Below are 13097 nucleotides of genomic sequence, written 5' to 3' on the forward strand. Positions count from 1 at the left end.
TCACTTCTTCGGCACCGCGCTGATTGCGGTACTTCCTCCCTTTCCGCCAGCGGCCTTGGCATCTCCGGTAGCTCCAGCCAGGCCTTGTAAGACGTTACCGGCGCGAACGCCCGCCCAAGCCAGGGCCATGATCCAGAACGTAGGCAGCACAATAAACATCGTTCCCGTGACGAACATCAGGAGCATGTCGCCAAAGGCGTTGTTCAGCCCCACCAGCGGGTCGAAGTTGCTGTGTGGCCGGTTCCAGCCGAAGCCCCAGCCGTAGAGCGCATCGAGGATGGTGCTGTCGATCCAGCGCGCGAGCTGGAACCAGAAATCGACGAAGAATAGCGCGAACTGCACGACGCTCACGGTAACGACGGTCTTCAGGTCGTAGGTGCCCACGACCAGCACCAGCGGGATGCAGATGACCAGCGCCATCTTGAGCAAGGCGAGCACCATAGGCAGCGCCTGGCGCACCACGTCCATGGCGGGAAACGCGGCAATCGCGCCGAAAGCCATGCCGACGTCGCCCGTGGCCCGCGTTACGATGTTCGGCAGGGTCTTGTCGATCTGACCACCGTAGTCCGTATAGACGCTGCCCTGGTTCAGTTTCTGCTGCCTCGGCGAGGCGATGGTGCGGATCACCGAGTCGTCCACATCGGCACGGGTCAGGAATCCGGCCCAGCCCGCCAGGCGATTCAGCAGGCTTGGGTTTACCTGCCCCAGCAGGCGTGCACGCAGGCCATTGCTGCCATCGGCCCACCACTGCCTGCAGGACGGATAGCCGCCACCGCTGGCCACCTGCGCAAGCCCAGCATCACGGTTGCTGTCGTAAGGCCAGTCATCGCGTGGTGTGCTGGAGCGGTAGGTGTCGTAGTAGCCGCCCGTGTCAGTGAAGAAGCGCGAGCCGATCCAGGTCACGTCGTGCATCTGCGCCTCATCGAGGTTCGGGCGCTGCATGAAGAGTTTGGCGCGCGCCGGTCCGTAGCAGTCGCGCGAGAAATCCGCCACTTCCTGAGCCAGCACCGGGTTGTCGATGCGGGTCGCGTCGATCTCCATGCGCATCTGCCGCAAGTCGGTGCCGCAGGGAATCGCCGCCACAGAGGCACCGGTCACTGCTCGCGAGAGTGTGTGCATAAAGGCCCACCAGACGGGCACCTTCGCCGACTGGTTGTTGATAGTGCTGAAGGACTGCGACCAGCCGGTATCGGTGGGCTGCGGCACGCTGACCTGGCATTGGGCCGAGCGCGAGCTGTCGTAGCGGATGGTGTTGAGATCCACGTCGATGAATGGGATGCCGGCGAACATCACCACCACGATGGCGACGAAGACCCGGTTCTCGATGCGCGCAGCCGAGAGCACGCCCTTGTTGCCTTCGTCGGCGCCTTCCGCGCGGGCCTTCAGCCACTCCTGCACGATGATGGCAATGAAAGGCAACGCGAATACACCGCTCGCCACCAGCACGGCCCAGATGCCGTTATGGACGATCCACGACACCAGCGTCAGGTAGTACTCCAAGTAGTCGGTGGTGAAAAGCGTCATGACCCCGATCTCCCCTCAAGCGGCCTGCAGCAACAGGCTGGCTTCCAGCGCCACAATGGCGGCGACGCCAGCGATCTCGCTGCGCAGCAGTCGCCGCCGCGCCTGCCTATCCGCCCCGCGTTGGGCCTCACGCGCCAGCAGCCGGCGACGCATCCAGACCCAGCCGTAGGCGGTTGCGCCATACAGGCACAGCCGCCACACCAGGAAGTAGCCCGCCGTGGCCGTCAGCCAGCGCTCCCAGTTGTCAATGCTGCCGACGAGAAAAATGCCGACGATGTTGGCGCCCACGGCAGCGGCGACGAGCACCACCGTCCACAGCAATGCCTTCGCCGCGCGCCGATTCAGCAGCCAGCGCGGGCGCAGCCAACTGGCGCGCGTCGGGTTCATGGGTTGCCTCCCGGATTGCCCTTCTGGAGCCGGTCAAGGCGGTCGGGAATGGGATCGCCTTCGTAGATGCCACGCGAGCCAGCCGCGCGCGTGCCGTGGCGCTGGATGATGGCCATGGGGGAGTTGTTCGCCAGCTCGCGGCGCAGCTCCAGCTCGGTCTTGAGGTTGCGGATTTCCTGGTCGAGCGTGTCGCTCTCGTGGTTCACGGCCTCGACCGCCAACTGGTTCGCCGCGACGTTGGGCTCCTTCTTGCCGGTCAGCAGGGTGCGCTGGAGCAGCAATGCCTTCTCCAGCACCGACGCCAGCGCGACCTCCGAGGCCAGGCGCCGCGCCAGCAGGTCTTGATCCGGCTCGTCGCGCAGCGCCTCGATGACGCCGCGTGTGATGGGCAGCGAGGTGCTGCCAGCCGCACGCAGGTTCTCGAAGGTGGTGTTGCGCGTTCCCGAGACCAGTTCCTGCAAGGCTTCCAGCTTTGCCTCGTACTCCTCCTGGATCAGCGGCGTCAGCCCGACGCCGGGCACCGTTTCGGTCTTGGTGCAGGCATCGCAAGTGCGCTGCACCTGTTCGCCGAGAACCCGTGTGGCCCATTCGGTCGCCTGCTGTGGCGAGGTCCAGGTCTGGCAAGACAGACTCGCGCAACTGGCGGCAGCGATGGACGATGTGTCGGTCACGCTGCGGCCGTTGACCAGGTTGTAGCCTGCGCGGGTGACGTCGCCGACCACGCGGATGGCCGACTGGCCTGCGCCGCCCGCATTGCTACCACCCACCCAAGGCACGCCGTCGTTGCCGCGGCGCGTCTCCGCCTGTTCAATTGCCGACACGGCATCCGTGCTCGACACCGCATCGCGCAGTGCCATGCCTTCGGCCATCTGGCTCCAGCCGAGTTGTCCGCCCGCCGTGTCGGCCATCTTCTCGGCCATGGCACGGCAGGTCAGCTTGGAGCGGTCGAAATCCAGGCGCGCCTGCAGCACGCCGTTGGTCAGCAGGTTGTACAGGCCGGGATCGGCGCGCTGGATGATCAGCGCAGGCAGCGATGCCACCGCGCTGGTGGCGCTCTGGATCACGTTGCTCATGATCTGCTGAAAGCCGTTGGTGACGCCGTTGAGCTGGTTGCGCAGCGTGGTCTGGATGCTCATGTCGCCGCAGATCAGGTTGCTGTTCCAGCCCACGCCAACGCCGATCGAGCGCATGCCGGCCGCGCGGCCCATGGACACCGCGCTGCCGCCGCCAATCGAATACATCACTTCGTCGCCGATCACGGAGCCGCCGGTCTGAAATCCGGCCTGCGCCCACGCCAGGCCGCCGCCAAGAACGAGTGCGCCAGCCAGCAGCCCAGCCAATACCGTGGGACGCAGCAGGCGGCACGCCTTGGTGGAGAGGTTTGTCAGTTCAGGACGCTTCATCGCCGTACCCTCATTGGAAATCGACGCTGCCGAGGAATACCTGGCCGCGACGTTCGCAGCACGCATAGGGCCGCCACAGCGCCCAGGCGTAATCGCCCTGCTGCGCCTGGGGCAGGAAGCCGCTGCGCGGGAACACCGTGCAGGACGAGGACAGGACGGGCGTGAGTTCCTGCCACTTGCCCGTCGAGGCATCGCCTTCCATCAGCGCGCCGGCAGGCCAGTAACCGGGCCGCGAGTTGGCGAGCAGCGGCTGATAGACGTGAATCTGCCCACGGCGCGTGACGACATCGCCGGCGCGCTGGGCCACCACGGCGCCGGCCTTGTGGTCGTCGGCCTGGTGCAGGAAGCCGCCGCGCGGATAGACGTTGCCCCACAGGTTCATCGTGGTGCGCGCGCCGACCTCGCGCCTGCCCGGAATTAGTGCCTCCGGGTAGGCCATCTCCGGCACGTTGTAGCGCCAGGCCAGTGTGTCCAGGGTGCTGAGCAGATACGGCATGAACGCCGTGCCCGCGCCCTCGCAGAAGTAGCCCGACGATGAGACGAACTGGTTGAACACCTCGACGCCGGGATGGCCGATGACGTCCGCGTTCTTGAACTTGGCGAGATTGTTTTCGTGGTCTTCGTTGGTGGTGCCGTCCCCGCCGGCCTGCGCGGATGGGTTGGGCGCGCTCATCGCCCGGACTTCGACCCAAGGGTTCTCGCCGGTGTTGCTGTAGCTGGAGACGACCGCATCGGGGATGTAGTGGCGGACCTTGATGGATGTGCGCACCGTGCAGCCCGTCCAGGTGCAGTAGAGCCAGTAGCAGATGCCGACGACGCGGTATTCGAGGCAGTCCGGCGATGCCACTGAGCCAACGATGGTTGCGGTGTTGAGGGCGTAGCTGCCCGTGGCGCTGAGCAGCAGCACTGAGACCACGCCAGCACGCAGGCGGCGCATCCGCTCGAAGGGTCGGGTCATGGCTGCGGCCTCCGGTGTTGCTCGATGCGCGCGACGGCACGGGCCACGTCCGGCTCGCCATAGACCACGTAACGCTGATCCACCACGACCGCCGGGATGCTGGTGACGCCCAGGCTCCATGCGTCGGCGACGCCCTGGTATGCGGAAGCAATGCGGCGCTGGAGGTCGGCACCGCCGTTGTTCAGACGGCGCTTGACGATGGCCGTGGCCTGCTCAGGATCGGCGGGCAGCTGTGCGGAAAGCTCGGCTTCGATGCGCGGGCCTTCATCCAACTCGATCAACCGCTCGCCACCCATGGTCTTGACCGGGTGGCGGCTGTCGGTGACGACCACCACATCGGCGGCGAAGGTGGCTGGGCTGAAAACGGCCAAGGATGCCGGCAGTGCAACGGCCAGGCCAAGGGTTCGCCAGCCGGATGCGAAGCGGAATAAAGATGCTGGCATGTCGCGTGCCCTGGAAGTTGATCAGAGCCATAGTCGAACGCGAACCCGCTGCCGCCCCAACAAACAATGCGCATCGCGGGCACCCCGCATACCTGTTCGGTGCTGCCGCATGGAAAAAAGCGGAGGCCGAAGCCCCCGCTGTGATCAGTGAACCACGGGCCTTCCTACAAAAGACCAGACTCGGCGAACGAGTACGGTGTGCCCTGACCAATCACGAAATGGTCAAGTACCCGCACGTCGATAAGCGCCAAGGCCGTCTTCAACTGCTCGGTCAGCAAGCGATCCGCATTGGATGGCTCGGTGGTGCCCGAGGGGTGCTGATGGGCGAAGATGACCGCAGCGGCGTTCAGTTGCAAAGCGCGTTGCAGCACGACACGCGGATAAACCGAGGTCGCATTGATCGTTCCATGGAACATCGGCTCCACGGCCAGCACGTCGTGCATGCTGTTCATGAACACGACGACGAATATCTCATTGGGCTCGGCGACCAGCTTCAAGCGAAGGTAGTCCCTGACCGCAGCGGGCCGTTCAAGACGTGGCCCTGCTTTGAAAACCCGTCGCTCCAGCAACACGATGGCTTGCTGGACGATCCAGTCCTCGTTCTGAACAGAAATATCGGAAAGCGACTCCAGGCAGGAGTCATTGATGACGACAGACATGGCGAACCTCCAGGCAGGGAAATCGGAGGGCGCACATGCCCCTGGAGGGCAGGCCCTCCAGGGAATGGAACAAGGTGCATCCATCACCGCAGCAGCGGTGATCGTTCGCGGCCAGGATGCGGGGCGAACGGGTAGCGGTCAGCGCAGCGTGCTGCGCCGTAGCCTCAATGACCGCGGGCTACCTGGGCATGTCGCCGACGACGTCGGCAGGCATTTCCGTAGTGGGTGAAACGACCGAATCCTCAGCTGCCAGCATGTCCATGGCCGACAGCAGTGCATCGCCTTCGATAGGCCCCTGCAGCAGGATCGCCTGGCTGGTCTGGCGATCGTGTAGTCGCAGGGATGGCGTCGCGGTCACGCCGCCCTTGGTGGCTTCCTCGGCCTGAGCGCGAATCAACGTTTCGGGCCGCTCGCTGGCCAAACACTGCTCGACGGCTGGGTTTAGGCCGGGATAGCGCAGGCCCTCGGGCAAGCCCAGGCCGTCACTGCGCGTGTGCGCATAGACCCATTCAATGGCCTGCCAAAAGGCCACATGCCCGCCACTTTCGGCGGCGCACTCGGCCAGGCGTGCCTCGGCAGAGGCGGCCGGTTCGTGCGCGGCCAGCGGCTGGTGCTGCCATTGCAGGGCTACGTCCGCGTTGGCGCCCACCCAGCGTTTGAGTTGCGGAAAGTACTCCCGGCAGAACGGACATTCGAGGTCGGCATAGAGCGTCAGCGTGAACCGGCCCTGCGCGTTGCCCATTTGCCAGGGCGGCCCGGCCACCTGCGCGGTACTGACCGGCGCGGGAGCCAACGACGCGGGTTCGCTGGGTGCGCGGGACACGAGCCAGATCAGCAGCAGCGCGATCAATCCAGCGGCCAAGAACCAGGGCCAGCGCTTGCGCGAGCGCCGATGGCGGAGCGCCTGGACTGGCATCGGAATGGAAGGATGTTTCGGTTTCACGGCAGTCTCCGGCGGCTATTGCGGCAGGCCCAAGGCCGGCGACTCGATGCCGCGCGCCTGGTCGATCTTCTCGGCCACCTTGAAGGCCGCGTCGAGTTCACTGATGCCGTGCTGTTGCATGAGTTGGTAACGCTCGGCTTTCTCCTCGGGTTCGGTCTGCGCAAGCGCGAGATAGAGGCTCGGTGGCACGGCCCGAAACAGCACTTCCAGGCTCTTGGAGAGGATGACGCCCTCGGTGAACTTCCCGGCTTCCTTGCGCGCCGAAAGCATCAGCGCCTTCTGCGCAGGCGAGAGTTCGCGGAACCGGGCGATCTTCTCCACCTCATCGGGCGGCATCGACAGACAGATCCACCACTCGATCATGTTGAGCATGGGCTCTGCGGCGCGCGGCAAGTCGTCGATGTTTTGTGTGGCGAGCCAGAACCAGGCCCCCAACTTGCGCCACATCTTGGTGATCTTCACCACGTAGGGGGCGAGCAGCTGGTTCTTGGTGATGATGTGCCCTTCGTCGGTGACGTTGATGATCGGGCGGCCCAGGTACTGATCGCGCTCGGCGATGTTGTTCACCGTGCTGATCAGGCTGATGTAGGCAATGGAGAGCTGAGCGTTGTAGCCCTCGCGGGCATAGGTCGCCAGATCGACCAGGGTGATGTCGGCTTCGGGCCACGGCGAACCGTCACGGTCGAACATTTCACCGTCCGTGCCTTGGCAGAACATGTCCATGGCGTCGGCCATCTCCAGCAGTCGCACACGCCGCATTTCCGGCAGCGTCGAGTCCTGGCTGCGCGTGCGCAGCGCGTTGCGCACATCGCGCGTGAGCACGGTGCGCTTCTCGTCATCCTTGCTGTGGCAGTGCTCTGCGGCATCGAGGATGCACTGGCGGATCAGTGAGCGGTCGGCCCGCGTCATCCGGGCTTCTTCCTTGTCTTCGCCGCCGGTGATCATCAGCCTCGCGGTGATCTCCAATTCGCCCAGCACGTCGCGCTGCTCATCCGCCTCCATGGCCACAGCATCGGGTGGCAGGTCTTCATCCAGCGCATCGGCATCGAGCGTCTGCACGTCGCTGGGCGTCTCGATCAGCCGCCGCGCATCCGCGAATGGCGCCAGGGTAACGCCCGAGCCCGGCGCGAGCTTGACCCGGTTCACGGTCAGGCCCAGGCGCCGGGCAAAATCGCTGAACAAGCCGAAGCTGTTGCCGGCCTCGACAATGAACAGCCGTGGCCGGTAGATCGCCGTGACCTGATTCAAGAGGTTGTTGAGGGTCGCCGACTTGCCCGAACCCGTCGGGCCGAACAGAAACAGGTGGGCATTCATCTGCCGATCCAGGCGGTTGAGCGGATCAAAGGTGATCGGCCCGCCGCCGCGGTTGAACATCGTGATGCCGGGGTGCCCCGTACCCTGGGCGCGGCCCCACACGGGGGAGAGGTTCGCCGCGTGCTGGGCGAACATCAGTTGGGTGTACCACTTGCGCCGATCCTGACCGGGGTTGTAGCAGCACGGCAGCCAGCGCAGGTAGCTGTTCAGCGGGGCCACCTCGTCATCCTCGCGCACCGGCTGCAAGCCAGCGTTGAGCATGACGTTCGCCAGGTCCAGGCCGCGTCGATCCAGTTCCGTCTCATCGCGCCCGCGCAGGTAGAACGCCAGCGTGCCGCGATAGAGCTTGTGCGCGCTGCCGATCAGGGAGCGGGCTTCATGCACGTCCTTGAGCGTCTGCTCCGACGCCAGGGTTTCGCCGACCGCTTTCTTGGCCAGGTGGTTCAAGTCCGCTTCAAGGACATCCTGCGGCGTGGCGACCATCGTCAGGCAAAGGGTGGTGTCCTCGGGCATCTGGTCGAACAGCGTGTTGATGGCGTCGCCTTTGCGGGTTTCGCCGGTCAGGTGCCCCGTGCCCGGCGGCATGCGCAGGCGGTCGGTGATCAGCACGCGGTGCGGCATGCCGTCGAAATGCCAGGTGCCGTGCGCCACGTCGGAACGCGGCTGGCCGAAGAACAGCCGCTGGCTGAAATCCCGCCCGCTCGCCAGTTCGATCTCGCCGTCCTCGCCGGCCTCCGTACTTTCGGGGTAGCGCGCCAGCGCATAGAAGCGCTCCCGGTCTTCGGCCCCAGGCCCGAGCAACGTGGGACGCGGGTTGAACCAGCGCAGCAGCCAGTCGTGAACATCCGCAGCCACCATGCGCCTGGCCTGAATGCCGGCGTTCGCCAGTCCGCCGCACAGGCGGTCGCAGACGATATTGAGCATCTGCTCGGGCGTCTGCCCGCGGCGGCTGTTTTGCCCTTGGCCGGTCACGCGGCGATAGACCACCATGCGCACGCGTCGGGTCTGGCCGCGCCAGCGCAGCCGCGTGACCACCGTGTCCTCGAACAGGCCGCCCGGCTTGGCTACCGCGCGCAGGTGGTGACCGAAAAAGCGCAGGTAGAACTCGGTGAACGCCGTATCACGGGCGCGCGGCTGCACATAGTCGCGCAGGGTCTGCATGTACTGGTCGAAACTGGGCTCGTCCTGAGCGTAGAGCTGCAGCACCCAGGGGTTCTCGTCCAGTTCATCGAAACTGTCCTGCAGCGCGTTTTCCAAGGCATCGCGGGCCTGCGCGAGCCAGCCGGGTTCCCGGCCCTCGGTGCCCAGCGGCACCAGCTCGTAGAACGCCGCCACTGATTGCCCGTCTTCCAGCAACATGGCTTTCGACTGCGGCAGGAACTCCACCCAGGGCAACAGTTCCACGAACGACGGCGCGACCTCGTACAGCGTCTGCTCGTCTGCCAGGGTCGCCGGCCTGCGGCCTTGCACCGTCGCGCCGGGTTCGGGGATGCCGGCCTGGCGCAGTGCCTCGACGTGGCGCTGCCAGCCGTCCGGCTGCTCGTCAGCGCCAGCGCCGGACGCGTCCAGCTTCGGTGCGGCCAGCTTCGGCCAGGGGAGTCTCCAGCGCATCAGTAGTCCTCCACGCGCTCGCCTGGCATGGCGTACTGCACGCGCTGGTACAGCGGGAACACGGTCGTATAGCCCGGAATCGGCACCGGGTCGGTGCCCGCCAAATGGGGATACACGTACATCACGAGGTCGGGGTTGGGCAGGCGCTGGAACTGGCGATAGACCTCGTTGCGCGCCGTGCGCGTGTAGCGCATCTGCTCGGCAGGTGCGGCCTGCACATCCATCTCGGTCAGCGGCCTGCGCAGGCTCTGGCGTACATCGAGCAACTGCCTGCGCGCCACCTGGCCGGCGCCACCGCCGCCGTCACCGGCGTTCTGTTGCCAGATGTCCATCATCGTGCTGTCGCCGTGGGTCAGCAACTTTTCCTTGCTGGTGGCGCAGCCGCCGAGCAGCGCGACGGCCAAGGCCAGCGCCAGGCCTTGAGCCCAGCTATTCAAGTTCGAGAGCATGGCTGTCTCCTGCGCGGTGATCGACCTTGCGGCCTTCTGGGTCGAAGTCGATGGCGAGCGGCTTTTCGAGGTGGACGGCGACCTTGGCACCGGGCTGCACATAAACGGCAGCGAAGGCCTGGCCGTAGAGCTTGTTGACCCAGCTCGACATGTCCTGGACGCCACTGGCGAGAATCCGCCCCACGGCCTCCTGGCCGCTGATGCCCACGCTGCCGATGGAGCCGTCGGCGCCGACATAGGACGCCCTGCCGTTGTCGGATTCGATGAGTGAGGCCACGCCAGCGCCAGCCGCCGTGATCAGCGCCTGGGTGCCAAGGTACTGCTGCGCATTGCTGCGCCGCTCGCCGCTGACACAGGGAATGCCGTGCGGGTCGCTGATCCAGCCCAGGCCGTCACGTTGTTGGTTGTTCTGCTGGTTGCCCTCGCGATCCTCGGGAATGGTGCGGATGGTCCCGTCATGGAACACGAAGGTGATGCTGCGCACCTGGCCGCGCACGCACGAGAGCGTCCAGTCGCCCGATGCGGTGCCGGAGAACACGGCTCCGGCCACATCGGGAATGTCGATACCGTTCGCGGTCAAATTGTCAGGCCCGACCAAGACCTTGAAGGGGTATGGATCGTTCACCGTGCCGTCGATCGGCACGCGGCCAATCAGCGCCGTCATTGTCACCGACCCCATCAGCGTCGAGTTGGTCGGCACGGTATAGACGGGCGTCGCGCTCTTGACGCCAGCGGCGCGTGCGCCCGCGTTCGCCACGGTTTGCGCTGTGGTTTCCAGCGTGCTCTGTGCGGAACCGAAGCTGGTGGGGAAGCTTATGCCGCCATTCGACCTGCCGCGCCCGTCGCTTTGTTTCGCGTCGTCGGGCTCCACCCAGCGCATACCGCCTTCCATGCCGGCCTCGTCGCCGTCACGTAGGCCCAGCCCCACCGGCAAATCGGCATGGCCACCGCCACGTCCGCCGATGCTGTCCAGGCGCTGCTGCAGGTCGGCGAGCAGCCCCTCGGTCTGCTGGCGCGTGCTGGCCGCCTGCTGCTGGTCACGGCGCAGGTCGGAGCGTTCGGATTCGAGGGCCGAACTGATGCGCTGGTCGATGGCGCCCTCGCGCTGGCGCAGTCGCTGATTCTCCTCGCGCTGCGACCTGTTGTCGGACAGCGCGGTCTGAAGCTCGGTGCGCAACTGCTTCACCTGGGCAACCAGCGTCGCCACGGTGTCGCGCGGGGTATCGCCCTCGATGCCCAGCGCCTTCATTTCCTCCGGCGTGAGCCTGCTGCTGCCATCTGCGGTGGGCGGCGCCGACGCACCGCCACCGGAGAACAGCCGGATGGCGACGAACAGCACCAGCAGGGCCACGGGGATCAGCAGCCACTTCAGGAGACCGTTACTGCGCATGGCGGGCCTCCCTGTCGTCGCTGGCTGCTGCTTTGGGCTGCGGGAGATGCACAGCGGGGTCGAAGCGATGGATCGCCGGCAGCAGCGATTGCGCGAGGCCGTGCCCGCGCGTCACCAGGTACAGGACGGTGGTGTCCTCGGGGGTTCCGCGCGGGCCAAGCGCCTCGTGCTGGAAGGTGGCGGTGAGAAAGTCACCTTGCAGCACGCGCGGGTCGAGGCTGATCCAGTCGCTGCTGTTGTTGGTCAGGCGCACGGCAGTGACCCACTGGTCTTCCAGACGCCACGACGCGAGCGCCACAGCGCGCACCGGCAAGGTCGGCATCAGCGTGCCGAGGTCGAGGTCGCGGCGCAGGTTGACCCGCATGACGCCTGGCAAGGCTTCCACGGTGCGCAGCGGCGCGTAGAGGTTCTGTGCGGCAAAGCGTGTCAGCACGACGGGAATTGGCGTTTCGCGTCGCGCCATACGGGTGTCAGATTGATTCTGGGCGCGCGCCTGGGGCGCATCGACACTGTCAGGCTGATCGCCATAGCGCGCTGGTGTGCTGTTGCCCTCGACGATGCGCACCGGTTCCAGCTCGGCCTCGCCGTCCTTGGGCGGCTCCGCCGCAATGTCGAGCAGGATCAACGCGCCCGTGTCGGCGTCCTGCAATTGCAGCCGTGTGGGCTCGATCGGCTCGTTGGCACGCAGGTATATCGCGCCACCTGCGCTCTGCACGCGCAGTCGCTCACCGACGCCCGCAGGCACGCCCACGCGGACGTTTCGGTCGATGAACACGATGCGCTCCTGGCCGACCTTCAACGGCACCGCCAGCGGCATGCGCTCCCAACGCAGGATCTCCACAGCATGGGCTACAGGTGCTGCGACCACGGCCAGCAGCCCCAGCAGCGCGAACACAGGATGCTTCATGGGCTTCATGGGGAATTACCTCCTTGAGGCGCTTGCGGCGTCAGGCCACCAGGCACCGGGCGCGTCGGCTCCGGTGCGCTGATGCGCTGGGGCGTGCCCTCGTAGCAGTCGAGCACCAGGCCGAACGGGTTGCGTGCTGGATCGACGTCCACCCGTGCGACCTTCACGGGGTAGCGCACCAGGGCGCGCTTGACCTGCTCGGCGCCGTAGTACTCGTCGGCGCTGATGTCCAGCGTCACCACCCAGTCGCGGTCGGAGATCACACGCACGCGCGCCGTGGGGTTGTCGCCATAACTGCGGCCGGGGATTTCGTAGATGCCGCGCACCCGCTGGCGCAGTTCGCCCGTGCTGCGGCGATAGTCGTAGTCCGCCTTGAGGAATGCCTGGCAGGACGGGGTGAGGTACGGCGAGAGCGTATGGAGGTTGCGCTGGTAGTCCTCTTCGCCATTTGTGGGCCAGCGATTGAGTGTCTGGAACACGTAGAACGTGAACGCATAGACCGATTCAGGCGGTACTTCCCACCACTTGCGGGTACTGCCGGAGCGCAGGTCAGGCGGAACGTGGATAGTCAGATCACGCGGTGCGCTCCACCATCCTCCGCCCATGACCAGGGCGACGATGACCAGCGCGCCAGCACCCAGGCGAAGCGTCTTGATGTGCGCCTGCAGGTGGGTGATCTCGTTCTTGAAACGGCTCATCGTGCGTCCCCGTGCGTGCCCCTGCGGGTAGTCCAGAAGCCAGAGCGCGAGATCAACACATGGCCGCCCACCCAGCCGGCCATCAGCGGATGGCGCGTGGCGATGCGCCACTGCAACTGCCGGTACAGCCAGGTGTCGGGACGCCCACGCTTGAGGCGGCGCAGGATGCCGCCGCCGATGAACACGCCCAGGGCCACGCCCAGGACAACAAAGGTCGGCGCGATGGCAATCGTGCGGAACACCCAGGACAGCGGCACGCCGACCACCAGGCCGGCAGCGCCGGACAGGCCGCAGCAAATCCACAACTCGTCGGCGGTGAGGCCGCGCACGACCACCGGGTGCCTGTTGAGCCGGTGTGGAAGGAACGTGACCGTCCCATCGGCACGGACATGCTGTTGCTCGGACATGGCC

13 protein-coding genes are annotated in these 13097 nt (G+C 66.0%); all 13 read right to left on the reverse strand.

The window, feature by feature from the left end:
• The 13 genes from GYA94_RS06495 to GYA94_RS06555 all read right to left on the reverse strand — a co-directional run bounded on the left by GYA94_RS06495 (position 1) and on the right by GYA94_RS06555 (position 13093).
• On the reverse strand, positions 1–1524 hold the full coding sequence (locus tag GYA94_RS06495; protein WP_008266205.1) for a conjugal transfer protein TraG N-terminal domain-containing protein: 1524 nt from the start codon (positions 1522–1524) through the stop codon (positions 1–3).
• Between the two features lie 15 nt (positions 1525–1539).
• Positions 1540–1911, reverse strand: a complete 372-nt coding sequence (locus GYA94_RS06500) for a hypothetical protein (protein ID WP_008264618.1) — start codon at positions 1909–1911, stop codon at positions 1540–1542.
• Entirely contained in the window at positions 1908–3314 is a 1407-nt protein-coding gene (locus GYA94_RS06505; RefSeq protein ID WP_008266424.1) for an integrating conjugative element protein, read from the reverse strand. The genes GYA94_RS06500 and GYA94_RS06505 overlap by 4 nt, the downstream gene beginning before the upstream one ends.
• A 10-nt stretch (positions 3315–3324) precedes the next feature.
• Positions 3325–4272: a TIGR03756 family integrating conjugative element protein gene (locus GYA94_RS06510; RefSeq protein WP_161891987.1), complete on the reverse strand. Its 948-nt coding sequence runs from the start codon at positions 4270–4272 to the stop codon at positions 3325–3327.
• Entirely contained in the window at positions 4269–4715 is a 447-nt protein-coding gene (locus GYA94_RS06515) for a TIGR03757 family integrating conjugative element protein (protein WP_008266034.1), read from the reverse strand. The genes GYA94_RS06510 and GYA94_RS06515 overlap by 4 nt, the downstream gene beginning before the upstream one ends.
• 164 nt (positions 4716–4879) lie before the next feature.
• Complete coding sequence (gene radC, locus GYA94_RS06520) at positions 4880–5374, reverse strand: RadC family protein (protein ID WP_012205990.1); 495 nt, start codon at positions 5372–5374, stop codon at positions 4880–4882.
• 178 nt (positions 5375–5552) lie between these two features.
• Positions 5553–6317 carry a DsbA family protein gene (locus GYA94_RS06525; protein WP_014596091.1) on the reverse strand — a complete coding sequence of 255 codons (765 nt, stop codon included), beginning with the start codon at positions 6315–6317 and terminating at the stop codon, positions 5553–5555.
• Positions 6318–6332: 15 nt separating this feature from the next.
• On the reverse strand, positions 6333–9242 hold the full coding sequence (locus GYA94_RS06530; protein ID WP_014603597.1) for a conjugative transfer ATPase: 2910 nt from the start codon (positions 9240–9242) through the stop codon (positions 6333–6335).
• Positions 9242–9691: a TIGR03751 family conjugal transfer lipoprotein gene (locus GYA94_RS06535; protein ID WP_008265628.1), complete on the reverse strand. Its 450-nt coding sequence runs from the start codon at positions 9689–9691 to the stop codon at positions 9242–9244. Before GYA94_RS06535 ends, GYA94_RS06530 begins: the two co-directional genes overlap by 1 nt.
• Complete coding sequence (locus tag GYA94_RS06540) at positions 9672–11081, reverse strand: TIGR03752 family integrating conjugative element protein (RefSeq protein ID WP_161891988.1); 1410 nt, start codon at positions 11079–11081, stop codon at positions 9672–9674. The genes GYA94_RS06535 and GYA94_RS06540 overlap by 20 nt, the downstream gene beginning before the upstream one ends.
• Positions 11071–11988, reverse strand: coding sequence for a TIGR03749 family integrating conjugative element protein (locus GYA94_RS06545; RefSeq protein ID WP_161892001.1), 918 nt, complete (start codon positions 11986–11988; stop codon positions 11071–11073). Before GYA94_RS06545 ends, GYA94_RS06540 begins: the two co-directional genes overlap by 11 nt.
• A 5-nt stretch (positions 11989–11993) precedes the next feature.
• On the reverse strand, positions 11994–12686 hold the full coding sequence (locus tag GYA94_RS06550; protein WP_008267835.1) for a PFL_4703 family integrating conjugative element protein: 693 nt from the start codon (positions 12684–12686) through the stop codon (positions 11994–11996).
• A complete protein-coding gene (locus GYA94_RS06555) occupies positions 12683–13093 on the reverse strand; it encodes a TIGR03750 family conjugal transfer protein (protein ID WP_033940520.1) in 411 nt (136 codons plus the stop codon). The genes GYA94_RS06550 and GYA94_RS06555 overlap by 4 nt, the downstream gene beginning before the upstream one ends.
• Positions 13094–13097: the final 4 nt, after the last annotated feature.

Source organism: Pseudomonas juntendi, assembly GCF_009932375.1.
Lineage (GTDB): Bacteria > Pseudomonadota > Gammaproteobacteria > Pseudomonadales > Pseudomonadaceae > Aquipseudomonas > Aquipseudomonas juntendi.